21 protein-coding genes are annotated in these 25646 nt (G+C 71.6%); 16 read left to right on the top strand and 5 right to left on the bottom strand.

From position 1 onward, the window contains the following. Positions 1–138 precede the first annotated feature (138 nt). The 7 genes from ACQEXA_RS08040 (at position 139) to ACQEXA_RS08010 (ending at position 9119) form a co-directional block, all read left to right on the top strand. Positions 139–1695 (top strand): phytoene desaturase family protein, encoded by a 1557-nt coding sequence (locus ACQEXA_RS08040; protein ID WP_433129211.1) that lies wholly within the window; start codon positions 139–141, stop codon positions 1693–1695. Positions 1696–1749: 54 nt separating this feature from the next. After that, on the top strand, positions 1750–2859 hold the full coding sequence (locus tag ACQEXA_RS08035) for a nitronate monooxygenase (RefSeq protein WP_433129209.1): 1110 nt from the start codon (positions 1750–1752) through the stop codon (positions 2857–2859). Then, a complete protein-coding gene (locus ACQEXA_RS08030) occupies positions 2856–4406 on the top strand; it encodes an acyl-CoA synthetase (protein WP_433129207.1) in 1551 nt (516 codons plus the stop codon). Before ACQEXA_RS08035 ends, ACQEXA_RS08030 begins: the two co-directional genes overlap by 4 nt. Before the next feature lie 95 nt (positions 4407–4501). Beyond that, a complete protein-coding gene (locus ACQEXA_RS08025) occupies positions 4502–6004 on the top strand; it encodes an acyl-CoA synthetase (RefSeq protein WP_432935677.1) in 1503 nt (500 codons plus the stop codon). Positions 6005–6150: 146 nt separating this feature from the next. Beyond that, positions 6151–7251, top strand: a complete 1101-nt coding sequence (locus ACQEXA_RS08020; RefSeq protein WP_433129205.1) for a fibronectin type III domain-containing protein — start codon at positions 6151–6153, stop codon at positions 7249–7251. Between the two features lie 10 nt (positions 7252–7261). Continuing rightward, positions 7262–8482 carry an RNA-guided endonuclease InsQ/TnpB family protein gene (locus ACQEXA_RS08015; RefSeq protein WP_433129203.1) on the top strand — a complete coding sequence of 407 codons (1221 nt, stop codon included), beginning with the start codon at positions 7262–7264 and terminating at the stop codon, positions 8480–8482. A gap of 28 nt (positions 8483–8510) precedes the next feature. Beyond that, on the top strand, positions 8511–9119 hold the full coding sequence (locus ACQEXA_RS08010) for a metallophosphoesterase family protein (protein WP_433129201.1): 609 nt from the start codon (positions 8511–8513) through the stop codon (positions 9117–9119). Positions 9120–9168: 49 nt separating this feature from the next. On the opposite strand, the gene paaK is transcribed toward ACQEXA_RS08010, so the two are convergent. Beyond that, the gene (gene paaK / locus ACQEXA_RS08005) at positions 9169–10467 is read right to left on the bottom strand and encodes a phenylacetate--CoA ligase PaaK (protein WP_432935680.1); all 1299 of its coding nucleotides are present in this window, start codon (positions 10465–10467) and stop codon (positions 9169–9171) included. A gap of 114 nt (positions 10468–10581) precedes the next feature. Between paaK and ACQEXA_RS08000 the strand changes: the two genes are divergently transcribed. Beyond that, a complete protein-coding gene (locus ACQEXA_RS08000; protein WP_432935682.1) occupies positions 10582–10938 on the top strand; it encodes an alpha/beta fold hydrolase in 357 nt (118 codons plus the stop codon). A 115-nt stretch (positions 10939–11053) separates the two neighbouring features. Here ACQEXA_RS08000 and ACQEXA_RS07995 read toward each other — a convergent pair whose 3' ends face one another. After that, the gene (locus ACQEXA_RS07995) at positions 11054–12673 is read right to left on the bottom strand and encodes an acyl-CoA synthetase (protein WP_432935684.1); all 1620 of its coding nucleotides are present in this window, start codon (positions 12671–12673) and stop codon (positions 11054–11056) included. A gap of 184 nt (positions 12674–12857) precedes the next feature. Between ACQEXA_RS07995 and ACQEXA_RS07990 the strand changes: the two genes are divergently transcribed. From ACQEXA_RS07990 to ACQEXA_RS07960, 7 genes are all read left to right on the top strand, one after another. Next, a complete protein-coding gene (locus ACQEXA_RS07990; protein WP_432935686.1) occupies positions 12858–13658 on the top strand; it encodes a crotonase/enoyl-CoA hydratase family protein in 801 nt (266 codons plus the stop codon). A gap of 39 nt (positions 13659–13697) precedes the next feature. Next, positions 13698–14639, top strand: a complete 942-nt coding sequence (locus ACQEXA_RS07985; protein ID WP_432935688.1) for a Zn-ribbon domain-containing OB-fold protein — start codon at positions 13698–13700, stop codon at positions 14637–14639. Further along, positions 14636–15685 carry a thiolase domain-containing protein gene (locus ACQEXA_RS07980; RefSeq protein ID WP_432935690.1) on the top strand — a complete coding sequence of 350 codons (1050 nt, stop codon included), beginning with the start codon at positions 14636–14638 and terminating at the stop codon, positions 15683–15685. The genes ACQEXA_RS07985 and ACQEXA_RS07980 overlap by 4 nt, the downstream gene beginning before the upstream one ends. Continuing rightward, positions 15682–16848, top strand: coding sequence for a thiolase domain-containing protein (locus ACQEXA_RS07975; RefSeq protein WP_432935692.1), 1167 nt, complete (start codon positions 15682–15684; stop codon positions 16846–16848). The genes ACQEXA_RS07980 and ACQEXA_RS07975 overlap by 4 nt, the downstream gene beginning before the upstream one ends. 82 nt (positions 16849–16930) lie before the next feature. Continuing rightward, a complete protein-coding gene (locus ACQEXA_RS07970; RefSeq protein WP_359403182.1) occupies positions 16931–17173 on the top strand; it encodes a DUF397 domain-containing protein in 243 nt (80 codons plus the stop codon). 134 nt (positions 17174–17307) lie between these two features. Further along, complete coding sequence (locus ACQEXA_RS07965) at positions 17308–18213, top strand: universal stress protein (RefSeq protein WP_433129199.1); 906 nt, start codon at positions 17308–17310, stop codon at positions 18211–18213. A 148-nt stretch (positions 18214–18361) separates the two neighbouring features. Continuing rightward, positions 18362–18859, top strand: coding sequence for a hypothetical protein (locus ACQEXA_RS07960; RefSeq protein WP_432935696.1), 498 nt, complete (start codon positions 18362–18364; stop codon positions 18857–18859). A 54-nt stretch (positions 18860–18913) separates the two neighbouring features. Here the strand turns inward: ACQEXA_RS07960 and ACQEXA_RS07955 are convergent, their stop codons facing one another. Together ACQEXA_RS07955 and ACQEXA_RS07950 are read right to left on the bottom strand one after the other, a co-directional pair. Further along, entirely contained in the window at positions 18914–20887 is a 1974-nt protein-coding gene (locus ACQEXA_RS07955) for an N-acetylmuramoyl-L-alanine amidase (protein WP_432935698.1), read from the bottom strand. 292 nt (positions 20888–21179) lie between these two features. After that, positions 21180–22319: an aminoglycoside phosphotransferase family protein gene (locus ACQEXA_RS07950; RefSeq protein ID WP_433129197.1), complete on the bottom strand. Its 1140-nt coding sequence runs from the start codon at positions 22317–22319 to the stop codon at positions 21180–21182. Positions 22320–22552: 233 nt separating this feature from the next. Between ACQEXA_RS07950 and ACQEXA_RS07945 the strand changes: the two genes are divergently transcribed. Next, positions 22553–24052: a DNA-binding protein NsdB gene (locus tag ACQEXA_RS07945; RefSeq protein ID WP_432935702.1), complete on the top strand. Its 1500-nt coding sequence runs from the start codon at positions 22553–22555 to the stop codon at positions 24050–24052. An 87-nt stretch (positions 24053–24139) separates the two neighbouring features. Here ACQEXA_RS07945 and ACQEXA_RS07940 read toward each other — a convergent pair whose 3' ends face one another. Next, on the bottom strand, positions 24140–25561 hold the full coding sequence (locus ACQEXA_RS07940; RefSeq protein WP_433129195.1) for a PP2C family protein-serine/threonine phosphatase: 1422 nt from the start codon (positions 25559–25561) through the stop codon (positions 24140–24142). Positions 25562–25646 lie beyond the last annotated feature (85 nt).

Here is a 25646-nt window from a genome sequence, read left to right as displayed (position 1 = left end):
TGGAGCGGACCGGCCGGGGGAGGGCGGGGCGCGGACGGACGCGATCGCAGGCGACGGGGGACGCCTGGCCGGGCCAGGGTGGGTACGCGGTGCGGCCCGTCACTGGCCGATCCGGATCATGACGTGCTACGAAGAAGCATGCCTGCACACGAGGGATATGACGTCGTCGTCGTCGGCGGCGGACACAACGGACTGGTGGCCGCCGCCTACCTGGCCCGGGCCGGGCGGTCCGTGCTGGTCCTGGAGCGACTGGACCACACCGGGGGCGCCGCCGTGTCCACGCGGCCGTTCACCGGGGTGGACGCGCGGCTGTCGCGGTACTCGTACCTGGTCAGCCTGCTGCCCCGGAAGATCGTGCGGGACCTGGAGCTCGACTTCAGGGTCAGGGGGCGCACGGTGTCCTCGTACACGCCCGTCGAGCGCGAAGGGCGGCCCACCGGGCTGCTCGTCGGCGGCGGCGAGCGGCGGACCCGGGAGGCGTTCGCCCGGCTCACCGGCTCCGATCGCGAGTACGAGGCATGGCAGAGCTTCTACGGGATGACCGGACGCGTCGCCGAGCGGGTGTTCCCCACGCTCACCGACCCCCTGCCCACGCGAGACGAACTGCGCCGCCGCGTCGACGACGAGGAGGCCTGGCGCGCGCTGTTCGAGGAGCCCATCGGTGCCGCCGTCGAGGCCCGCTTCCAGGACGACCTGGTCCGGGGTGTCGTCCTCACCGATGCCCTGATCGGGACCTTCGCCGACGCCCACGACGCCTCCCTGCGGCAGAACCGCTGCTTCCTCTACCACGTCATCGGCGGCGGCACGGGCGCCTGGGACGTCCCGGTGGGCGGCATGGGAGCGTTCACCGATGCGCTGGCCCAGGCCGCGCGCGCCGCCGGCGCGGTGATCGCCACAGGGCGCGAGGTGGTGGGGATCGAGACCGACGGACGCTCCGCCGAGGTCACGTACCGGACCGAGGACAGGGAGGGCACCGTCGCCGCCCGGCACGTCCTGGTGAACGCGTCGCCGCAGGAGCTGGCCAGGCTCACCGGCGACACCCCGGCCGCCCCGGCCGAGGGCACCCAGCTCAAGGTGAACATGCTGCTGACCCGGCTGCCCGCGCTGCGGGACGCCGCCGTCGACCCCCGTGAGGCCTTCGCCGGGACCTTCCACATCGCGGAGGGGTACGAGCAGCTGGCCACCGCCCACGCCCAGGCGGTCGCGGGCAGGCTGCCGAGCGCGCCGCCCTCGGAGATCTACTGCCACTCGCTGACCGACCCGACCATCCTCGGCCCGGAACTCGTCGAGCGCGGCTACCAGACCCTGACCCTCTTCGGCCTCCACACGCCCGCCCGTCTCTTCGAGAGCGACAACGACGGTGTACGGGACGAGTTGCTGAAGTCGACGCTGGCGCAGCTGGACGCCCACCTCGCCGAGCCCATCGAGGGGTGTCTGGCCAAGGACGCGGACGGGAGCCCCTGCATCGAGGCGAAGACCCCGCTGGACCTGGAGCGCGACCTGCGGCTGCCGGGCGGCAACATCTTCCACCGCGAGCTGGCCTGGCCGTACGCGCAGGAGGGCACCGGCCGGTGGGGGGTGGAGACGCCGCACGCGAACGTTCTGCTGTGCGGAGCGGGAGCGGTGCGCGGCGGCGGGGTGAGCGGGGTGCCGGGGCACAACGCGGCGATGGCAGTGCTCGAGGACACAATCTGACGGAGCATCAGAAAAGGTCTTCCCTCCTCCCGGTCGCTGCGGCATCCTGCGCCCATGCAGACGGAGCTGAGCAAGCGACTGGGAGTCGAGCACGCCCTCTTCGGCTTCACACCGTTTCCCGCCGTCGCCGCGGCCATCAGCCGGGCCGGCGGCTTCGGCGTGCTCGGCGCGGTCCGCTACACCGCCCCCGATGACCTCAAGCGCGACCTCGACTGGCTCGAGGCACACGTCGACGGCAGGCCCTACGGGCTGGACGTCGTCATGCCCGCGAGGAAAGTGGAGGGTGTCACCGAGGCCGATGTCGAGGCGATGATCCCGGAAGGGCACCGGCAGTTCGTCAGGGACACCCTCGCCAAGTACGGGGTGCCCGAACTCGCCGACGGCGAGGCGTCCGGGTGGCGGATCACCGGCTGGATGGAGCAGGTCGCCCGCTCCCAGCTCGACGTCGCCTTCGACTATCCGATCAAACTGCTCGCCAACGCGCTCGGCTCCCCGCCTGCCGACGTCGTGGCACGCGCCCACGACCAGGGTGTGCTCGTCGCCGCGCTGGCCGGCAGCGCCCGGCACGCGCGCAAGCACAAGGAGGCGGGCATCGACATCGTCGTCGCCCAGGGGTACGAGGCCGGCGGCCACACCGGAGAGATCGCCTCCATGGTGCTCACCCCCGAAGTCGTCGACGCCGTCGGCCCGTTGCCCGTACTGGCCGCCGGAGGCATCGGCAGCGGGCAGCAGATGGCAGCGGCCCTCGCGCTCGGGGCCCAGGGAGTCTGGCTCGGCTCGATCTGGCTGACCACCACGGAGGCCGAACTTCCCTCGCCCGCGCTCGTGCGCAAGCTGCTCGCCGCCGGTTCGGGCGACACCGTCCGCTCCCGGGCGCTGACCGGCAAACCGGCCCGGCAGTTGCGGACCGAATGGACCGACGCGTGGGACGACCCCAGTGGACCCGACGTGCTTTCGATGCCCCTTCAGGGGCTGCTCGTCGCCGACGCCGTCACCCGCATCCAGAAGTACGAGGTGGAGCCGCTGCTCGGCACGCCCGTCGGCCAGATCGTCGGCCGTATGAACAGCGAACGCAGTGTCCAGGCCGTCGTCGACGACCTCACCCGCGGCTTCGAGCGCGCCGTCGACCGCATCAACCGGATCGCCGGAAGGAGCCAGCAGTGAACCAGGACGCCAACGGTTTCTGGGGCCAGGCAGCGGCAGACCCCGAGCGCACCGTGCTCGTCGCACCCGACGGGGAGGAGTGGACCGCCGGACGGCTGCTGGGGGCGGCCAACCGGCTGGTCCACGGACTGCGGGCCGCGGGGCTCGAACGCGGGGACTCCTTCGCCGTCATGCTGCCCAACGGCGCCGAGTTCCTGACCGCCTACCTCGCCGCCACCCAGGCCGGCCTCTACCTCGTCCCCGTCAACCACCACCTCGTGGGTCCCGAGATCGCCTGGATCGTCGCCGACTCCGGCGCCAAGGTGCTCATCGCGCACGAGCGGTTCGCGGACGCGGCCAAGGGCGCCGCGGGCGAGGCGAAGCTGCCGACCGCCGGACGGTACGCCGCCGGAACGGTCGAGGGGTTCCGGCCGTACGCCGAACTCCTCGGCGGACAGCCGGAGTCGGCGCCGGGCGGGCGCACCCTCGGCTGGGTCATGAACTACACCTCGGGCACCACGGGCCGCCCGCGCGGCATTCGCCGGCCGCTGCCCGGTAAACCGCCGGAGGAGGTGTATCTCGGCGGCTTCCTAGGCATCTTCGGCATCAAGCCGTACGACGACAACGTCCACCTGGTCTGTTCGCCGCTGTACCACACGGCGGTGCTCCAGTTCGCGGGCGCGTCCCTGCACATCGGGCACCGGCTGGTCGTGATGGACAAGTGGACGCCCGAGGAGATGCTCCGCGTGATCGACATCCACCGGTGCACACACACCCACATGGTCCCGACCCAGTTCCACCGTCTGCTCGCGCTCCCCGAGGAGGTGCGGGCGCGCTACGACGTCTCCTCCATGCGGCACGCCGTCCATGGCGCCGCCCCCTGCCCCGACCATGTGAAGCGGGCCATGATCGAGTGGTGGGGCGACAGCGTGGAGGAGTACTACGCGGCCAGTGAGGGCGGTGGTGCGTTCGCGACCGCCGAGGACTGGCTGAAGAAGCCCGGCACGGTCGGCAAGGCCTGGCCCATCAGCGAACTCGCGGTCTTCGACGACGACGCCAACAGGCTGGCGCCCGGCGAACTCGGCACCGTCTACATGAAGATGACCACCGGCGGATTCACGTACCACAAGGACGAGGCCAAGACCCGCAAGAGCCGTATCGGCGACTTCTTCACGGTGGGCGACCTCGGCTACCTCGACGAGGACGGCTATCTCTTCCTGCACGACCGCAAGATCGACCTGATCATCTCGGGCGGGGTCAACATCTATCCCGCGGAGATCGAGGCCGCCCTGCTCACCCACCCCGCCGTGGCCGACGCCGCCGCCTTCGGGATCCCGCACGACGACTGGGGCGAGGAGGTGAAGGCGGTCGTCGAAACCGCCCCCGGCCACGAGCCGGGACCGGCGCTCGGCGCCGACATCCTCGACCACTGCGCCCGGCTGCTCGCCGGCTACAAACGGCCCAGGAGTGTGGACTTCATCGCGGCGATGCCCCGCGACCCGAACGGCAAGCTGTACAAGCGCCGCCTGCGGGAACCGTACTGGGAAGGCCGCACCCGCCAGATGTGAGACCGGCCCCCGCTGCAGAAGACGTCCGGACCTTGACCGCCCTCGCGGGACGCGACGAGGATCGCGGCAGGCGGAGGCGGACGAAGGGGCGGTTCATGACGGCAGGACGAAGCGTCACAGTCGACGGCACACTGCGGCGAAGTGCCGGGCGCACCCCGGAACGCGTGGCGATCCACTACGGGGACCGGTCGTGGACCTACGCCGAACTGGACGACGCCGTCTCCCGCGCCGCCCGCGTCCTCGTGGAGGCGGGACTCGAGCGCGGGGACCGCGTGGGCGCACTGGGCCACAACTCCGACGCGTATCTGATCGCCTTCCTGGCCTGCGCGCGCGCCGGGCTGGTGCACGTGCCGGTGAACCAGAACCTGACCGGCGACGACCTGGCGTACATCGTCGGCCAGTCCGGCTGCGGGCTGGTGCTCGCGGACCCGGGTCTCGCCGGCCACCTCCCGGAGGGGGTACGGGTGCTGCCGCTGCGCGACGCGGACGACTCGCTGCTCGCGCGGCTCGCCACGACCGAGCCGTACGACGGCGAGGAGCCGCGCGGCGAGGACCTGGTGCAACTGCTCTACACGTCCGGTACGACCGCGCTCCCCAAGGGCGCGATGATGACGCACCGGGCGCTGGTGCACGAGTATCTGAGCGCGATCACCGCACTCGACCTGAGCGCGGGCGACCTGCCCGTGCACGCGCTGCCGCTCTACCACTCGGCGCAGATGCACGTCTTCCTGCTGCCCTACCTGGCCGTGGGGGCGCAGAACGTGATCCTGGACGCGCCCGACGGCGACCGGCTCTTCGACCTGATCGAGGAGGGCCGGGCCGACAGCCTGTTCGCGCCGCCCACCGTATGGATCGGCCTCGCGGGCCGCCCCGATTTCGGCACACGCGACCTGAGCGGGCTACGGAAGGCCTACTACGGCGCCTCGATCATGCCGGTGCCCGTCCTGGAACGCCTCAAGGAGCGACTGCCGAAGCTCGCCTTCTACAACTGCTTCGGCCAGAGCGAGATCGGCCCGCTGTCCATGGTGCTCGGACCCCATGAGCACAAGGGGCGCATGGACTCCTGCGGGCGCCCGGTGCTGTTCGTGGAGGCGAAGCTCGTCGACGGCTCCGGCAAGGACGTGCCGGACGGTGAACGGGGCGAAATCGTCTACCGGTCACCGCAGTTGTGCGAGGGATACTGGGACAAGCCCGAGGAGACCGAGGAGGCCTTCCGGGACGGCTGGTTCCACTCCGGGGACCTCGGCGTACGGGACTCCGAGGGCTACTTCACCATCGTCGACCGGCTCAAGGACGTCATCAACTCCGGTGGTGTGCTGGTCGCTTCACGGCAGGTCGAGGACGCGCTGTACACCCATCCCCAGGTCGCCGAGGCAGCGGTCGTCGGCCTGCCGGACGAGCGGTGGATCGAGGCCGTCACGGCCGTCGTGGTCCCTCGCGGCCGGGTCACCGAGGAGGAGCTGATCGCGCACGCCCGCGAGACGCTCGCCCCGTTCAAGGCGCCGAAGCGGGTGGTGTTCGTGGACGAGTTGCCCCGTAACGCGAGCGGGAAGATCCTCAAGCGGGACCTGCGGACCCGGTTCGGCGACACGGGGTGAAGCGGGGCGCCGGCGCGCATCCGTGGGATCCGGGCAGGTGATCCGGCCACCGCGCTGCGGCCGCCGCGCCGAGATGTCGCCTTCCCGACCGGACGTCGCCGTCGACTCCACCGACGCCGTTCACTGCGCCCGGGGAAGCAGCCGGCATGCGCTGCTGCTTCTCCCCCGTTCTCTCGGCCCTGGCGGCCCTGCCCGCCCCGCACGAGGTGCTGCGCTCCGGCGCCCTGCTCGCCCCCGCCCTGCTGCGGGCGGCCTCCCGACCGTCATCCGGCGTCCCCCGCCACGCGGACGCGGTGTCGGCCGTCCATCTGGAACTTGTGACCCTGACCGAGGACCGCGCCGTCATCACCTGGTACACCGGAGTGCCGGGCACCGATGACGGACTGGGCCGGATGCTCCCGGCGGCCACCGAGGGAGAGGTCGTCTACGGCACCTGTCCGGGCCGTCTGAACCGCGTTGCGGGGGAGGACCGGCCCACCGCGCACCACCAAGTGGAACTCACCGGCCTGGAACCGGGTCAGACGTACTACTACCAGGCCCGTTCCCGGGGCGTGGCCGCCCGTCCCACACCGCTGCACCTCGTGCGCGGCAACGCGGTGGGCACCGGCCCGCACGGTCGCGGCTCGCGCGGAGGCCCCTACTCCTTCACCACGCCCCAGCCCCCGCCCGGACGGCATCTGCTGACCATCGCGCTCTGCAACGACCTGCACCTCGGCGAGACCACGGCCGGACTGGTGGGCGGCATACCCCTGATGCGCGGAGTCTCGCAGGAGCCGGGGCTCGCGCCGTATCCGGAGATCATGAGCCGGGCGATGGTCGCGGAGGCACGCCTGCGCGGGGCGGACCTGCTGCTGGCCGCCGGGGACATCTCGGCCGGCGGGGCACCGCGGGACCTGACCGAGGCCAGGCGCATCCTCGACGGCTTCGGCACGCACGACCGGGACTACTTCGTCGTGCGGGGCAACCACGACCGGCCCGGCCCCGGCGCCTGCCGGAACGACTGCCGATCCTGCCCGGCCGACGGCGAGGACAGCTTCCGCGAGGGGTTCCCCGGTGACGGCGGACCCGGCTACTTCACCGGCTTTCTCCGAGGATGCCCCGGCCTTCAGGCCGGGGAGGAATCGGACTCCTGCGGAGCAGGGCAGGGACAGCCGGATCGCCGTCAGGGCGATCCGGCGTCCACCCCGCACGGCCGTGATGCCGCCCACAACGGTCAAGAACTCTCAACTGTCAGTCCCCCCGGGTAGGTTCGGATCCATGACGACAGAAGCGACCACGAAGGACACCGGGCATGCCCGGTACACCTTCCGTGTACGCCTGTCGAAGACAGCCCGGCGCGCACTTGAAGCCGAGTGGGATCGCTGCCGCTGGATCTGGAACGAATGCGTGGCCAAGTCCCGGCAGGCCCACGCGCAGAGCAGAGCGGGCGGCGAGAAGTTGACGTGTGGTCCGGCGCAGCTGGACAGGATGCTGACCGACGCCCGCGGGGTGACAGCGTGGCTGGCTGAGGGCGCGAGCGTGCCGCAGCAGCAGGTGATCCGGGACTTCGCCAGGTCGAGGGCGAAGGCGCTGAAGGACATCAAGGACGGGCTTGCGCAGCACCGCCGGGCCGGGATGCCCCGCTTCAAGCGCAAGCGGGAGGCCAGGCCGAGCCTGAACTACACCCGGCGCGGCTTCCGTCTGAAGGACGGTCGTCTGCACCTTGCGGGCCAGATCGTGCTGAGCGTGGTGTGGTCGCGGGCTCTTCCGGCCGACCCGTCGAGTGTGCGCGTGTACCAGGACACGCTCGGGCATTGGTACGCCTCCTTCGTCGCCCCGGCCCAGGTCGAGCCGCTTGTGGAGACCGGCCGCGTCCTGGGCGTGGACTGGGGTGTGAAGGAGACCGCGACCACCACGGATGACGCCTACGACCTTCCGCATGCCGAACACGGCGAGCGGTCCGCTCAGCGGCTCGCGAAGTACCAGCGGATGATGGCCCGGCGCCGGCGACCGAAAGGACAGCGTGCATCCACCGGCTACCAGAAGGCGCAGGCACAGGCAGCGAAGCTGCACAGGAAGATCGCGCGGCAGCGTGAGGACACCGGCCGCAAGTGGGCCAAGGCCGTCATGCGCGATCATGACGGAGTGGCGGTGGAGGACTTCCGCCCGAAGTTCCTCGCGAAGACCACCATGGCCCGCAAGGCGGCCGACGCGGCCATCGCGGCGACGAAGCGTGCCCTGATCGAGATGGGCCGCAAGCACGCACGGGACGTCCGTCTGGTGCACCCGGCGCACACCACGATGGACTGCGCAACGTGCGGGGCGAGAACCAAGCACGCACTCCCTCTCTCGATGAGAACGTATGCCTGCACCGTGTGCGCAGCCGTGTCCCCCAGGGACAAGAACTCCGCCCGCGTGATGCTGGTCCGGGCAGGTTGGAACCCGGACGGTGCCGAGGGCGTAAGACCACCTGAGCCGCTGGCTCCGGTGGCAGCCTGAGCCGTACATCCCCGCTCAACCCTGGAGGGTGGAGAATCCCCTCCCTTCAGGGAGGGGAGCCTTCAAACGTGACGTCGGCGGACTGCGGATCGTCGGCCTCGACACCTACGAGAAGCACGGCAACGGGGGCGACGCGGGCGGGCTCGGAGCCGAGCAGCTCTCCTGGTTCCGGAGCCGGCTGAAGGAGCACAAGGACCAGCCCACGGTGGTCTTCGGCCACCATCCGCTGACCGTGCGGGGCTCCGTCTTCCCCGTGACACCCGGGCAGCGCCTGAACCGCGCCCAGGCGCGCTCGATCCTGGAGGCCTATGCCGCCGCACCCGGCGTCTTCCTCCATCACGCGGGCCACACCCACCGCAACAAGCGGACCGTCCTGCAGCAGGCCCCGCACGTGGTGCTGCAGGAGGTCAGCGCCGTCAAGGAGTACCCCGGTGGCTTCACTCTGCTGCGGATCCACTCCGGCGGTTTCGCCGTCAACTTCTACAAGGCCACCCATCCCGCGGCCCGAGCGTGGGGCGAGCGCAGCCGATGGGTGGCGGGGGGACTGTGGCCGCACCATGCGCTGGGCCGCTCGGTCGCCGACCGCAACGGCGTGACGGTCCGTGACCTGTCCGGGATCCGCCGCGTCTCGCGGTGATCCGCGGTCCTCGGCACACCGCGTGCCGAGCTGCGGGGGTGCCGGCCGGTCACGGGCGCGGGCGGAGGTCCACAATGCGCCGGATCTTCCCCACGGAGCGCTCCAGGGACTCCGGTTCGACGATCTCCACCGCGACGGACACGCCGATGCCGTCCTTCACGGCCGCGGCGATGGTGACAGCCGCCGCGTCGCGCTGCTCGGGCGTGGCCCCGGTGCGGGCCTCGGCCCGTACGGTGAGCGCGTCGAGCCGGCCCTCGCGGGTGAGCCGGAGCTGGAAGTGCGGTGCCACGCCCGGGGTGCGCAGCACGATCTCCTCGACCTGGGTGGGGAAGAGGTTGACGCCCCGGAGTATGACCATGTCGTCGCTGCGGCCGGTGATCTTCTCGATCCGCCGGAAGACGCGGGCCGTGCCGGGCAGCAGCCGGGTCAGGTCCCGGGTCCGGTAGCGGACCACGGGCATGGCCTCCTTGGTGAGGGAGGTGAAGACCAGCTCGCCCTCCTCGCCGTCGGGCAGCGCCTCGGCGGTGATCGGGTCGACGACCTCGGGGTAGAAGTGGTCCTCCCACACATGGAGGCCGTCCTTGGTCTCGACGCACTCCTGGGCCACGCCGGGGCCGATGACCTCGGAGAGGCCGTAGATGTCGACCGCGTCGATCGCGAACCGCTCCTCGATCTCGCGCCGCATCTCCTGCGTCCACGGCTCGGCGCCGAAGATCCCGACGCGCAGGGACGTGCTGCGCGGGTCGACGCCCTGGCGTTCGAACTCGTCGAGCAGGGTGAGCATGTACGAGGGGGTCACCATGATGACGCCGGGCTTCAGGTCCTGGATCAGCTGCACCTGCCGCGCCGTCATGCCCCCGGAGGCGGGGATCACCGTGCAGCCGAGGCGTTCGGCGCCGTAGTGGGCGCCGAGGCCGCCGGTGAACAGGCCGTATCCATAGGCGACGTGCACCGTGTCGCCGGGCCGTCCGCCCGCCGCGCGGATCGACCGGGCCACCATGTCGGACCACATGGACAGATCGTTGTCGGTGTACCCGACGACGGTGGGGCGCCCGGTGGTGCCGCTGGAGGCGTGGATGCGCCGGATCTGCTCCCGGGGCACCGCGAACATCCCGTACGGGTAGTTCTCCCGCAGGTCCGACTTCACGGTGAAGGGGAAGCGGGCCAGGTCGGCGAGCGAGCGGCAGTCGTCCGGATGGACCCCCGCCTTGTCGAAGGACTCCCGGTAGAAGGGCACGTGCGCGTACACGCGCCGCAGCGAGGCCTGCAGCCGCTCCAGCTGCACGGCCCGCAGCGCCTCCGCGTCGAGTCGTTCCCCCGCGTCCAGCAGGTCCTGCGCATCCGCCATGGAGGCGTCTCCCTCGCCCATCGCACAATCCGGGCGACCGATCATTCGGTCGGATCTCTCGGAGATCAGTAATCCAGCTCATCGGCCTGTAGGCAAGGGGTCGGCCCTCACTTTTTGGGTGGTGCCGCTGGGTTCGGTGCGGGCGCGGAACCCCGAGGCGATCCGGCGCGGCGCGCCCGTCGGGAGGATCACCACATACCGAGCTTCGACGCACCCGACGGGACACCTGCGAGGCAAGGGCGAGCCGCTCGTCGTGCTGCCCGGCGGCCCCGTGCGTGCGTCCGCCTGCCTCGAAGCCCTGGCCGGCTCGACGCCGGGCGGCGGCTGGCGCTGCTCGACCCGCGCGGGACCGGGGGCTCGGCGCATCCGGCGGCCCCCGCCGCCTACTGCTGCGACCGACTCGCCGACGATGCGGAGGCGTTCCGCGCGCATCTCGGACTCGAGCGGATGGACGCGCTCGCCCACTCGTGAGCGGCAGCCTCGCCGTGCTGTACGCCGCCCGCCATCCGGGACGCCTGCTCACGCCGGCCCTGATCACCGCGGTTCCAGGGCCCGTGCTGCCGGGCCGGACCCCCGCCCTTTCGGCTCAGCGATCCGCCGCGGCCGCGACCTCCCTGGCCCAGCGGTAGTCCGCCTTGCCGCTGGGGGAGCGCCGGATGGTGTCCGTGATCACCAGCTGGCGCGGGAGCTTGTAGCCCGCGAGGTGCGCCCGGCAGTGCCTCTGGATGTCCTCCAGCGACGGGTGTGCCGCCCCCTCGCGCAACTGCACCACCGCCGCCACATGGTTGCCCCATGTCGCGTCCGGCACCCCGGCGACCAGGGCGTCGTACACGTCCGGATGCGATTTGAGCGCCTGCTCGACCTCTTCCGGATACACCTTCTCCCCACCGGTGTTGATGCACTGCGAGCCGCGGCCGAGGACCGTGATGACCCCCTCCTCGTCGACCGTCGCCATGTCGCCGAGCAGCACCCAGCGCTCGCCGTCCTTCTGGAAGAAGGTCTCGGCGGTTTTCCGCGGGTCGTTGTAGTAGCCGAGGGGCACGTGCCCCCGCTGGGCGATGCGGCCCGGCTCGCCGACCGCGACCGGTTCGCGGTTGACCGGGTCCACCACGCACGTACGGGAGTTGACGCGGATGCGGAAGCCTCTCGCCGGGCCCGAGTCCGGGGTCGCCGTGCCGTTGAAGCCGGACTCCGACGACCCGAAGTTGTTCAGCAGCATGACGTTTGGGACGAGCGCCTGGAACTGGACGCGCACGGTCTCCGACATGACGGCCCCCGACGAGGACACGCTGAACAGGGACGAGCAGTCCGTGCCCCGCAGCGGGCCGTCGAGCGCGTCGATCAGGGGCCGCAGCATCGCGTCGCCCACCAGCGAGATGCTGGTGACCTTCTCCTTCTCGACGGTCCGCAGCACTTCCTCGGGAACGAATTTGCGATGGAGCACGATCCGCTGGCCGAAGTTGAAGCCGATGAACGCCGTCAGCGTCGAGGTGCCGTGCATCAGCGGCGGGGTCGGGAAGAAGGTGATGCCCTCGCCGCCCGCCGCGACCCGCTCGGCCAGCTCCTCCGGCTTCTTCACCGGCTCGCCGGTGGGTGCGCCACCGCCGAGCCCGGAGAAGAAGAGGTCCTCCTGGCGCCACATCACACCCTTCGGCATGCCGGTCGTGCCGCCGGTGTAGATGATGAACTGGTCGTCCCCCGAGCGGGGAGCGAAACCGCGTCCTGGGGAGGCCGCGGCCTCGGCGTTGGCGAAGCCCACGGCGGGCGGGGCGGCGGCTCCTGGCGCGGGGGTCCCCACCCGCACCAGGTGCCGCAGCCTGTCCGTGCGCGGCAGCGCCGCCGCCACCCGGTCGGCGAATTCCGCGTCGAAGACGAGCGCCGCCAGGTCGGCGTCCCGGTAGAGGTACACCAACTCGTCCTCGACATAGCGGTAGTTCACGTTCACCGGGACGATCCGGGCCTTGAGGCAGCCCAGCACCGTCTGCAGGTACTCGATCCCGTTGTACAGGTGTAGCCCCAGATGCTCCCCGGGCCGTATCCCGGCGTCGAGCAGATGGTGTCCGATGCGGTTGGCGGCCGCATCCAGCGCCGCATAGCTGAGACGGCGCTCCTCGCCCGTGCCGGGGTGGTCGGCGTACACGAGTGCCTCGCGGTGCGGAACCACATCGACGACCGACTCGAACAGGTCGGCAAGGTTGTACTCCACCACTCCTCCTGACCCGGGCGACGTTGCGGAGAAAGGCGCGTCCGTCGGTTCGCCGGTCATCAGAGCAAAGGCGCGCGCAACTGTGAAGGGCCCCCACCAAGAAATCTGACTAGCTGTCAGAAATCTCTTGTACTGGCACCGCGCCTACTGCAACCTGTTCTCGTTCCGGAGACGGGAGGAAGCAATGGGTGGGACGGAACACCTCACCGTGCAGCGCGAAGGCGCCACACTGGTGCTCACGCTCAACAGGCCGGAGGCCAGGAACGCGCTTTCGCTGCCCTTGCTGGTGGGCCTCTACGACGGCTGGATGGAGGCCGACGCGGACGACGCGATCCGCTCGGTCGTGCTCACCGGCGCCGGCGGCTCGTTCTGCGCCGGGATGGACCTCAAGGCCCTCGCGGGCCAGGGGATGGCGGGCGAGCAGTACCGCGACCGGTTCGCCGCCGACCCGGGCCTGCACTGGAAGGCGATGCTGCGCCATCACCGCCCTCGCAAACCGGTGATCGCCGCCGTCGAGGGCCCGTGTGTGGCGGGCGGCACCGAGATGCTGCAGGGGACCGACATCCGGGTGGCGGGGGAGTCCGCGACCTTCGGCCTGTTCGAGGTCAGGCGCGGGCTCTTCCCGATCGGCGGCTCGACGGTCCGCCTCCCGCGGCAGATCCCCCGGACCCACGCCCTGGAGATGCTGCTCACCGGACGCCCCTACACGGCGCGGGAGGCGGCCGGCATCGGGCTCATCGGCCATGTCGTACCCGACGGCACCGCGCTCGCCGCGGCACTGCGGATCGCCGAGCAGATCAACGCCTGCGGACCGCTCGCCGTCGAGGCCGTCAAGGCGTCCGTGTACGAGACCGCCGAGATGACGGAGACCGACGGACTCGCCGCCGAACTCGAACGCGGCCAGCCGATCTTCGCCACCGCCGATGCCAAGGAAGGCGCCCGCGCCTTCACGGAAAAACGCCCGCCCGTCTACAAGCGCGCCTGACCCCCGCCCGCGCCTGACCTGCGAAGGAGAACAGCCGGGATGCCCGAAGTCCTCAAAGCCCCCCTCGTCGTCGAGTTCCCCTTCACCCGCTCCCTCGGCCCCGTGCAGAGTGCCTTCCTCACCGGGCTGCGCGAACGCGTGGTCCTCGGGGTGAAGACCACAGACGGACGCACGCTCGTCCCGCCCGTCGAGTACGACCCCGTCACCGCCGACGAACTCCGCGACCTCGTCGAAGTGGCTCCGACCGGCACGGTCACCACCTGGGCCTGGAACCACGCGCCGCGCCGCGGCCAGCCCCTCGGCACGCCCTTCGCCTGGGTCCTGGTCCGGCTCGACGGAGCCGACACCGCCCTGTTGCACGCCCTCGACGCCCCCGGACCCGACGCCGTCGGCACCGGTATGCGCGTCCGTGTCCGCTGGGCCGCCGAGCGCTCCGGCGCCATCACCGACATCGCCTGCTTCGAGCCGTACGACGGCGAAGCCCAGCAACCAGCAGGTCACACCGGCGAGTTCGAGGACCGGGTGAGCGGCATCGTCGCAACCGCCCGGCTCGACTACACCTACACGCCTGGGCGCGCCCAGTCCGCCCACATTAACGCCCTGGCCGAACATCGGATCATCGGTGAGCGCTGCCCGTCGTGCCGGAAGGTGTACGTACCGCCCCGAGGCGCCTGCCCCACCTGCGGTGTCGCCACGACCGAGCAGGTCGACGTCGGGCCCCGGGGCACGGTCACCACCTTCTGCATCGTCAACATCAAGGCGAAGAACCTCGACATCGAAGTGCCCTACGTCTACGCGCACATCGCCCTCGACGGCGCCGGCCTGGCGCTGCACGCGCGCATCGGCGGCATCCCCTACGACCAGGTGCGGATGGGCCTGCGGGTCGAGCCGGTGTGGACCGAAGGGGGCCGCCACCCCGACCACTACCGGCCGACCGGCGAACCCGACGCGGACTACGAGACGTACAAGGAGCTGCTGTGACGCGCCAGATCGCCGTCGTCGCCTTCGCGCAGACCGGCCACCGGCGCACCACCGACGAGCTCTCCGAGGTGGAGATGCTCATGCCGGTGCTGCACGCCGTACTCGAACAGACCGGTCTCAGGACCGCCGACATCGACTTCACCTGCTCCGGTTCCAGCGACTATCTGGCGGGCCGGGCCTTCTCCTTCACTCTCGCACTCGACGGGGTGGGCGCCTGGCCGCCGATCTCCGAGTCGCACGTCGAGATGGACGGCGCCTGGGCGCTGTACGAGGCCTGGACGAAGCTGCTCACGGGCGACGCCGACACCGCACTCGTCTACTCCTACGGCAAGGCGTCTCCCGGATCCGTACGTGACGTCCTCACCCGGCAGCTCGATCCCTACTACCTGGCCCCGCTGTGGCCCGACTCGGTGGCCCTGGCCGCGCTTCAGGCCCAGGCGCTCATCGACGCGGGCGAGACCGACGAGCCCGCACTGGCCGGGATCGCCGCGCGCAGCCGGGCGGACGCGACCGCCAACCCACACGCGCAGTTGAGGGGTCCGGTGCCGCACGGGGAGTACCAGGTACGGCCGCTGCGCACCGGAGACTGCCCGCCGATCGGCGACGGTGCCGCCGCCGTGGTCCTGGCGGCGGGGGAGCGGGCCAGGGACCTGTGTGCGCGGCCCGCGTGGATCCGAGGGATCGACCACCGCATCGAGGCCCATGCGCTCGGCGTGCGCGACCTGACCGACTCGCCGTCCGCGCGGCTGGCCGCCGAGCGGGCCGGGGCCTTCGAACGCCCCGTGGACACGGCCGAGCTGCATGCGCCGTTCACCGCGCAGGAGGTGATCCTTCGCAAGGCGCTGCGCCTCGGCGACGACGTCACCGTCAACCCCTCCGGAGGGGCCCTCGCCGCCAACCCGGTCATGGCCGCCGGGCTGATCCGCATCGGTGAGGCCGCCGCCCGTATCCACCGCGGCGCCTCCGACCGCGCGCTCGCCCACGCCACGTCCGGCCCCTGTCTGCAGCAGAACCTGGTCGCCGTACTGGAAGGAGACCCACGATGAGCAAGGAGCCCGTGGCCGTCATCGGCATCGGCCAGACGAAGCACGTCGCGGCCCGCCGCGACGTGTCCATCGCGGGGCTCGTCCGCGAGGCCGGCCGGCGTGCTCTTGAGGACGCGGAGTTGACCTGGGCCGACGTCGACGCCGTGGTCATCGGCAAGGCACCCGACTTCTTCGAGGGCGTCATGATGCCCGAGCTCTACCTCGCCGACGCCCTCGGCGCGGTCGGCAAACCCATGCTCAGGGTGCACACGGCCGGCTCGGTGGGCGGCTCCACCGCGCTGGTCGCGGCCGGTCTGGTCGCGGCCCGTGTCCACGGCACCGTGCTCACCCTGGCCTTCGAGAAGCAGTCCGAGTCCAACGCCATGTGGGGTCTGTCCCTGCCCGTCCCGTTCCAGCAGCCGCTGCTCGCCGGGGCCGGCGGTTTCTTCGCACCGCACGTACGCGCGTACATGCGGCGCAGCGGCGCCCCGGACACCGTCGGCTCCCTGGTCGCGTACAAGGACCGGCGCAACGCCCTGAAGAACCCGTACGCGCACCTGCACGAACACGACATCACCCTGGAGAAGGTCCAGGCCTCGCCCATGCTGTGGGACCCGATCCGCTACTCGGAGACCTGCCCGTCCTCCGACGGCGCCTGCGCCATGGTGCTCACCGACCGTGCGGGAGCGGCCCGTTCGCCCCGGCGGCCCGCGTGGATGCTCGGCGGTGCGATGCGCAGCGAGCCCACCCTCTTCGCGGGCAAGGACTTCGTCTCGCCGCGAGCCGGCCGGGACTGCGCCGCCGACGTCTACCGTCAGGCGGGGATCGCCGACCCGCGCCGGGACATCGACGCGGTCGAGATGTACGTGCCGTTCTCCTGGTACGAGCCCATGTGGCTGGAGAACCTCGGTTTCGCCGAGGAAGGGGAGGGCTGGAAACTCACCGAGTCCGGCGTCACCGAGCTCGACGGGGACCTGCCCGTCAACATGTCCGGCGGGGTGCTCTCCACCAACCCCATCGGCGCATCCGGCCTGATCCGCTTCGCGGAGGCAGCGCTCCAGGTGCGCGGGCAGGCCGGAGAACACCAGGTGGACGGGGCCCGACGGGTGCTCGGGCACGCCTACGGCGGCGGGTCCCAGTTCTTCTCCATGTGGCTGGTTGGCGACCGTCCGCCGACCTCCTGAGGGATCCCGCTCGCGTGACCTGTCGGCAGTGGGATGCGATCGCTAGGCTGGCCGCGGACGACGAATCGGGAGGAGCACGGACGTGGCCGAGAGCACCATCCAGCAGCAGCCGTACGCGGGCTGGGACAAGCCCGAGCTGGACCTCAGCACCGCCGACTGGCACTCCAGCAGCCGAGGGCTCGGAGATGTCCAGATCGCCTTTGTCGAAGGCTTCATCGCGATGCGCAACAGCGAGCGCCCCGAGAGCCCTTCCCTGATCTTCACCCCCGCCGAGTGGGGCGCGTTCGTGTCGGGGGCGCGGGAGGGAGAGTTCGACCTCACGTGAGCTCCCGCCCGCCGAGGTGAGTCCTCGCCACTTCCGGATTTTCCGGACACGCCGCCGCTGAACCCGTGCCGGGGCCCTGTCTGCGTCAGGCTGGCCCCGGAGCGATCACAGCGTGTGCCCGATGCGAGGAATCCATGACCACTCTGCCGGTCGTCGCGGCCGTCGACGGATCCGACGACAGCCAGTGCGCCTTGGAGTGGGCGCTGACCGCCGCACGACAGCGCGCGGCGACGCTGCGCGTGGCCCATGTACGGCAGCGGGCGCCCGGCCTCCCGGCCGCGGACGCCCCGGAGCCGGCCGCCGACCCGGTGCTGGACGAGGTCCGGGGGCAGCTGGCGGGCCGGGACGGTCTTCCGCTGCTGGAGTACGTGTCCCTGCAGGGCGCGCCCGCCGTCGTCCTGCCCGAACTGGGCATCACCGCGCAGTTGATGGTGCTCGGCTCCCGGGGCCGTGGCGGCTTCGCCAGTCTGCTCCTCGGCTCCAACAGCCTGGCGGCCGCACGCGACGCCGCCTGCCCGGTGGTCGTCGTGCCGCGCCCGGGGCGTGAGGTGCACGAAGGGCCGTCCGTACCGCCGGGTCCGCGGGTGGTCGTCGGACTGCACGTCGACAGCCCCGCCGAGGCGACGCTCGCCTTCGCCTTCGCCGAGGCGGATCGTCGCGGCGCCCTGCTGCATGTGATCTCCGCCTATCCCTGGACCCCGCTCGAGGTCTGGCCGGCGCCCGGCGAAGCGGTGCCCGCGGCCGTCGACGAGGACGCGGTGGAAGAGGAGATCCGGACCCTGGCCGCCGGACTGCTCGCGGTCCATCGGGAGCGGCACCCGGGCGTGCGGGTCGAGCTGTCGACCCCGCCGGGCAGGGCGGCGGGCCACCTGGTCGCGGCCTCCGGGGGCGCCGAACTGGTCGTCGTCGGCCGTCACCGCCGGCGGCTCCTCGCCCCCGCCCGCATGATCGGTTCGGTGACCCAGGCCGTGCTGCTCCACGCGGCGAGCCCCATCGCGGTGATCCCGTCGGCGGCGGAGCCCGAGCGCACCGACGGGTGACGGGACGATCAGCGACGCAGACGACGTGCGGCCGCCCGGCGCCCGGCCGAGGCATCACCGCCGGACCGTCGGCGGGCGCCCGGGAAGCGGTTGTCATGACCGCGCGAGCCGGGGCCCGGCTCGGCGCTCGGGCACGTACCATTGCGGCATGTCCTTCCTCCGCCGCCGCAGCGCCACTCCCGCCGGGCCCGACTTCGATGTCCTGGCCATGGATCCGGGGGACTGGCCGGGCAACCTCGGTGCCGGTCTGCTGCCCGCCCCCGACGGCAGCTGCCAGGGCGTCTTCCTGCGCTACGACCTGTTCGGAGGCCGCGGCCCGGCGATGCTCATCGGCAACCTTCCGGAGGGCTCCCCGGCTCGCGAGGTGGTCGAGGGCGAGATCCCCTTCGAGGTGGCCCAGCTTCTCCTCGCGCTGGAGAACGACGAGGAGGTCACGGTCGTCGGGAGCGAGGACATCCCGGTGATGCAGGGCGACAACCTGCTCATCGTGCGCCGCCTCAAGCTCTCCGAGAGCCGGATCTCCTGCGTGCAGTTCGACCGCAGTGACCATGTCCTGGTGACCATCGCCGCCTGGGACCGTCCCATCACCGACGATCTGTACGCACTGCTGAAGCCGCTGCCGGCGGAGCTGTTCCAGCAGGGCTGACGACCGACACACACGAAGGGCCGGGCTCCACGGAGCCCGGCCCTTCGCCATGTCCTACGACGCCGACGGCACCACCTGCACGTCCGCCGCCCGGACGAACTCCACCCGGTGGCCGAACTGGATCTCGTAGTAGAGGTCCTTGCCGATCACGACCCGGTGCGAGTCCGGCGTGAAGGTGACCGCGTAGTAGTACTCACCCGGCACTTCGTCGCCGATCACATACCGCTGGCCGGCGGGCAGCCTGTACGGCAACGGCGAGACGGACTGAACGGGCACGCCCTCGGGATACGCCTCCTTCTCGGGGTACGCCCTGCCGTACACCGGGATGTCCGTGAGCCCGTCCTTGGGCGTCACCACCAGTCCGGACGCGTTCACCGCCGTCCGCTGCCCCCGCGGGTTGCGGAACCAGGCCTTCTGCCCCAAGTACCAGATCGCCGTCCAGTCCCCGGCACGCTCCGCCACGGCGTACCGCTGACCGGTGGAGACGCGTGAGGCCACGTCGTTCACGTCGATCGTCGAGGCGTCGCCCTTCGGGTACAGACCGATGTCCTTGATCAGCGGCGAGCTCTCGTCGGGCGCGCTGTACAGCCGGACCTCGCTCGAGCCGTGCGCCGCGCACGGCTGGCCCGAGGTGGTGCAGCCCGTGTACTCCGGCTGGTTCGCGGAGTAGTCCGGCAGGATCGTCACCAGGCCGCCCCAGGGCCCGGCCGTAGTGTGGAACGGCCTGCCGAGCAGCTCGAAGTAGTGCCGCCAGTCCCAGTACGGGCCCGGGTCCGTGTGCATCCCGGGAATCGTCGAGGTCGTCGGACCAGGCACGTTGTCGTGCCCGAGAATGTGCTGCCGGTCCAGCGGGATGCGGTACTTGCCGGCGAGGTATCTCACCAGCCGTGCCGACGAGCGGTACATCGCCTCCGTGTACCAGGCGTCCGGAGCGGCGAGGAAGCCCTCGTGCTCGATGCCGATCGACTTGGCGTTGACGTACCAGTTGCCCGCGTGCCAGGCCACGTCCTTGGCCTTCACATGCTGGGCGATCAGACCGTCCGTGGAACGCACGGTGTAGTTCCACGACACATAGGTCGGGTCCTGGATGAGCTTCAGGACGCCGTCCCACTGGCCTTCCGTGTCGTGGATGACGATGTACTTGATGCTCTGCGCGTCCGGCCGGTCGCCGAGGTCGTGGTTGCCGTAGTCGTGGTCGCCGAACTCCTCGTACGGGGCCGGGAACCACTCGCACGAGACGCTCCTCGGGCACTCCGTCCCGTCCGCGTGGCCGGCGCGCAGCCCGGTGCGCCCCAGCTGCGCGGTGTCGGGCGCCAGCCCGGGCTGCCCGGCCAGCGCCACGCTCTGTCCCAGGTCCGTGGTGCGCCGCTCGCCCTCGCGCATCACCTGGAAGACGTCATCGGCGTACGCGGCGGCCGTCGCCCTGTCGTCCGCTCCAGAGAACTCCGCCACCGCCCCGTACCAGTCGGCCGGGTCGCCGCCGAGCGGCTCGCCGAGGTGTTGCTGGGCGGCGGCGAGCAGCGCGGCGCCGCCCGCGATGTTCGCCGCCGGGTCGGTGCGCAGCCGCGCGGCCGGGATACCGGTGAGCGCGGCGGCCTTGGTCAGGGTCTTCAGCCGGGCCGGCAGCTCGGTCTGCGCCGGGACCGTCGTGGTGGGCCGCAGGGCGGCGCGGGCCTGGTCGCCGCGGGCGTCCTCCGTGCCCTCGCTGTGGTGCTCCGCCGCGGCGATCGCGGTGTGGGCGTCCGTGAGGTGCATCGGGCCGTATCCGCCCGAGACGCTGGGCGCACCGCCGTGCGTGTCCCAGCGGGACTGGAGGTAGGACACGCCGAGCAGCACGTCCTGCGGCACGTGGTACTCGGCGGACGCCGCGGCGAAGGCGTTCTGCAGGCCGGACGGGGCACTGCGCTCGGGGGCCGGGGCGGCACCCATCAGCGGCAGCAGCAGAGCCGCCGAGGCGACGGCGACCCCGATCCTGCGGGTGCGTCTGTGCCGGGCGGGGGTGTGGGGGTCGGTGGCGGATCCGCGCAAGGCAGCCTCCTGAGACGGTCGGGCGCTGTGGGGCGTGCGGGGGCCGAACGTGCGTCAGTGGTACCGGCTCTTGGACGATCCGTCAATCACGCCCAGGGACAGGCGATTTGCCTTGTCAACGGCGGTGGCGTGGACTTTCGTGACGGCGATGACGCAGCCTGCGGGGCGTCAGTGGAGTGGACCAATGACCCGAACGGGCCAGTCCCGGACGACATCTGGGCGGGCAGGCCCGGACACGACGAAGGCCCGCGGTGCCCCGCTGTCGCGAGCACACCGCGGACCGCCATCCCCTTCAGCGAGTGCCGACCGCCGCTCGTACGGCCCGTCGGGCCAGCTGGCAGTCGTCGTGCAACCGCCGCAGCAGCAGCCGTTGTTCCTCGCCGGACGGCGCAGCACCAGGGTGGGCCACTCCCGGTGCCGCGGGGGTCGTGTCGTGCATCGAACGCTGCACGGCCGTCTCGTAGGCACGGATCTCCCGGGTGAGCACGAGCATCAGGTTCACCAGGAAGGCATCGCGTGAGGCCGGTCCCGCGGACTGCGCGATCTGGCTGATCTGGCGCCGCGCCACCGGAGCGTCCCCGAGGACCGCCCACAGCGTGGCCAGGTCGTACCCGGGCAGGTACCAGCCCGCGTGCTCCCAGTCCACCAGCACGGGACCCGTCGGTGAGAGCAGGATGTTGGACAGGAGGGCGTCGCCGTGACAGAACTGGCCCATGCCCTGCCGGCCCGCCGCGTGGGCGATGCTGTGCAGCAGCTTCTGCAGATCACCCATGTCCCGGTCGGTGAGGAGCCCCAGGTCATGGAAGCGGGAGATCCGCTCCGCGTAGTCCAGCGGGGCGTCGAACGTCCCCGCCGGGGGATGCCAGGCGTTCAGCCGGCAGATCGCGCCCAGCGCCGCGCGGATGTCCGCACGCGGCGGCGCTTCCGCCGGATGCCGCTGCAACGCGGCCACCCGGCCCGGCATCCGCTCGATCACCAGTGTGCAGTTGTCCGGGTCCGCCGCGATCAGCCGGGGCACCCGCACCGGCGGCCGGTGCCGGACGAACGAGCGGTATGCCGCTATTTCGTGCCGGCTGCGCTCGGCCCAGATCGGGGAGTGGTCGAGTAAGCATTTGGCTACGGCCGTGGTGCGCCCCGTCGTGCCGACGACGAGCACGGAGCGCCCGCTTCGGCGCAGCACCTGTACCGGAGTGAACTCCGGACAGATGCGATGCACCGAAGCGATCGCCGCGCGCAGTTGCGCGCCCTGGGGGCCCGACAAGTCGATTCTCCCGCTGAGCGGTTGAGTGCCGACCCCCGGAACGCGCCGCGCCCTGCCGGCGCCGAGCACCGGGGCCGCGGTTCGCGCGGGGTCGAGGTAGGGGCCGCCGGCGCCCGGGCGGGGGCGCAGCGGCCGGGGCGGGGCGGACACGGAGGACGATGCTGCGTACATGGTCGATACAGATCCCTTCGTGTGCCTTCGAATTCTGCGCCACCCGCCCCGGCCGTCCTCGTTGCACCCTGGGGAGTGTTTCTGCGGCGACCGGGTCGGGGTGGCGCGTTCCTACCTGACACCCGTGGGCCCCTGGCACACCATCTGGCGCACCCTGGCGAACCGTGGCGAATAGTCCCGGAGCAACTGGCAGCGGGCTACTGTCAACTCAGCCGAGAACCTGGGGGCTTGATGTGAGCGGACAACCCAACACCCGGCTCGCGGACCTGTTCGGCCTGGCCGGATGGTCCAAAGGCGAGCTCGCGAGGATGGTCAACCGGCAGGCGGCGGCCATGGGTCACCCCCAGCTGTCGACCGACACCTCGCGGGTGCGGCGTTGGATCGACATGGGAGAGATCCCGCGCGATCCGGTGCCGCGGGTGCTGGCGGCGCTGTTCACCGAGCGACTCGGCCGTGTCGTGACCATCGAGGACCTCGGTCTGGTCCGGCACGGGCGCGCGGGGAAGCGGCGTGACGACGGGGATGCGAAGAACCCCGACGGAGTGCCGTGGGCGCCCGAGCGGACTGCTGCGGTCCTCACCGAATTCACGGGAATGGACCTCATGCTCAACCGACGCGGCTTGGTGGGCGCGGGTGCCGCGCTCGCCGCAGGATCCGCACTCAGCAGCGCCATGCACGACTGGCTGCGCACCGATCCGGCTCTCGCGGCCGACGCTCCCCGCTTCGACGATCCCCTGCACGCCGACCCCGCTGGGTACGACCGCTATGAGGCCGCCCCCATCGGATCGCAGGAGATCGAGGAGCTGGAGCGCTCGGTCGAGGTGTTCCGGGCCTGGGACGCGGCCCGCGGTGGTGGGCTGCAGCGCAAGGCTGTCGTGGGACAGCTCAACGAGGTGGGAGGCATGCTCTCCTACCACCACCCCGATCATCTGCAGCGCCGCCTGTGGGGCGTCGCCGCCAACCTCGCCGTCCTGGCCGGGTGGATGTCGCACGACGTCGGCCTGGAGCCCACAGCACAGAAGTACTTCGTCATCGCCGCCCATGCGGCCCATGAGGGCGGCGACCGGCCCCGTGCCGGGGAGGCGCTCTCCCGCGCCGCCCGTCAGATGGTGCACCTCGGCCGGCCCGACGACGCGCTCGACCTGATGCAGCTCGCCAAGTCCGGCTCCGGCGACCAGGTGCTGCCGCGCACCCAGGCCATGCTCTGCACCATCGAGGCCTGGGCGCAGGCGTCGATGGGCAAGGGGCAGGCCATGCGGCGCACCCTCGGCGAGGCGGAGGACCTGTTCGTCTCGGACCGGGGGGACGTGCCCCCGCCGAGCTGGATGCAGATGTTCGACGAGGCGGACCTGCACGGGATGCAGGCCCTGGCCTACCGCACCCTCGCCGAACACGAGCCGGGTGCCGCCGCCATCGCGCAGCGCCACGCCAAGGAGGCGCTGCAGCTGCGTGGTTCCGGCCGGGAGCGGTCGAACATCTTCGACCACATCTCCCTCGCGTCCGCGTGCTTCATCGCGGACGACCCGGAACAGGCCGACCGGTACGCACGCCTCGCCCTGACGTCGATGGGAGCCAACTCCTCCCATCGCACCTGGGACAGGCTCCGTGAGATGTACCGGCTCACCGCGCAGTACTCCAGCTATCCGAAGATCCAGGATCTGCGTGAGGAGATCAAAGTCGCCCTGCCCAAGGGCCTGTTGAAGTCGAAGGGCAGCGACTCCGCGCAGGCGTGATCCAAGGGCGGCGACTCCGCGCAGGCGTGCGGGGTACCGGTGCCGGTGTCCATGGGGAGTGGCTCCCCGGGGCGCTGACTCCGTTCGTCAGGACATGACTCTGGCGATGAGGACGCAGGCGTCGTCCTCGCGCTCGCACTCGCCGAACTCCTCCACGACGGTCCGTACGCACTCCTGGGCCGTGCGGGCTTCGTGGAAGCGCGGAGCCAGGTCGAGCAGCCTCTGGACTGCATCCGTGCCACTGTGCCGCGGGACCAGCCCGTCGGTGTGCAGGAGCAGCAGGTCGCCTTCCCTGAGGGTTTCTTCGGCCTGTCCGTAGGAGGCTCCCGAGGTCGCTCCGAGCAGCACGCCGTCCGGCGCCGCCGGCATGCGCCCCGTCCCGTCGCGGAACAGCAGCGGGGCGGGGTGTCCTGCCTGCGCCCAGCTCAGGGTGCGTGTCGCGGGCCGGTAGCGGCAGCACACGGCGCTGCCCAGGGCCGGCTGGACCGAGGCGTCGAGCAGCTGGTTCAGCCAGCCCAGCAGCCGGCCGGGCTCGGTGCCCGCCATCGCCATGCCCCGCAGGGCGCCGAGCAGCGTCGCCATGCCGGAAGCCACGCTCACCCCGCGGCCGGTGAGATCACCGACGCTGAGCAGCGTGTCGCCGCCGGGCAGTTCGAGCGCGTCGTACCAGTCCCCGCCGATCGGCGCGGTCGAGGACGACGGCAGATAGCGGGCGGCCAGATCCAGGGTCCCGGGGCCCTGCCGCGGAAGCCGCAGGGATCCGCGCCACGGCGGCAGCACGGCCTCCTGCAACTCGACCGCGAGCCGATGCTCGGTCTGCGTGTGGTCCCGGTGGCGTCGCAGCGAGTCACGGGTCTCGTGTACGGCCCGGCGGTGCCGGCGCAGTTCGCTGACGTCCCGCAGTACGGCCCACATCTGGGCGGTGCTCCCGTCCGCGTCGAGCACGGGCTCGCCCATCATGTGCACCGTCCGCACGTCGCCGTCGGGGCGCCGGATCCGGAACTCGCCGTCGATCGGCTTTCCGTCGATCAGGCAGTCCGTCACCATCCCCGTCAGCAGCGCCCGGTCCTCGTCGTGCACCAGCGAGGGAAGTTCGTCGAGGCCCAGCGCCGGGGCCGCGGGGTCCCGGCCGAGGATCTGGTACAGCCCGCCCGACCAACTCGCCTCGTCCCTCAGCAGGTTCCATTCCGCGCTGCCGACCCGGCTGAGCAGTGAGTCGCCGGGGGACGACGCGGACAGGTCCGGAGCGTCGGCCGGTTCGGCGGCCACGGGCGGCGGACCGTCCCGCAGCTGCGCCAAGTGCTCGTCCAGATCGCTCAGTTGGTGCAGCGCCAGATCGCACAGCGCGCGCTGCCAGCGCCCCTCCGGGTCTGAGCCGTCCTCGGGCGCCTCCCGCCGTACGGCGTCCACCTCGCCGCGCAGTCGCCGTGTCTGTGAGATGAGCGCATCGACGGTGCCGGGCCGGGGTGGCTGGGCGGCGGGACGGTCCGCGGAGAGATGGGGTGGCATGACGCGCTCCGATGCGGGGACGGTTCGACCAAGGCTGACGGAGGGACCGTTACGACTCTTGCACAGCCCGCGACGCCGTGTAAGG

The sequence above is a fragment of the Streptomyces sp. CA-106110 genome (assembly GCF_050936285.1).
Taxonomy (GTDB): Bacteria; Actinomycetota; Actinomycetes; order Streptomycetales; family Streptomycetaceae; genus Streptomyces.
This window is presented reverse-complemented; position numbering and strand designations above follow the sequence as displayed.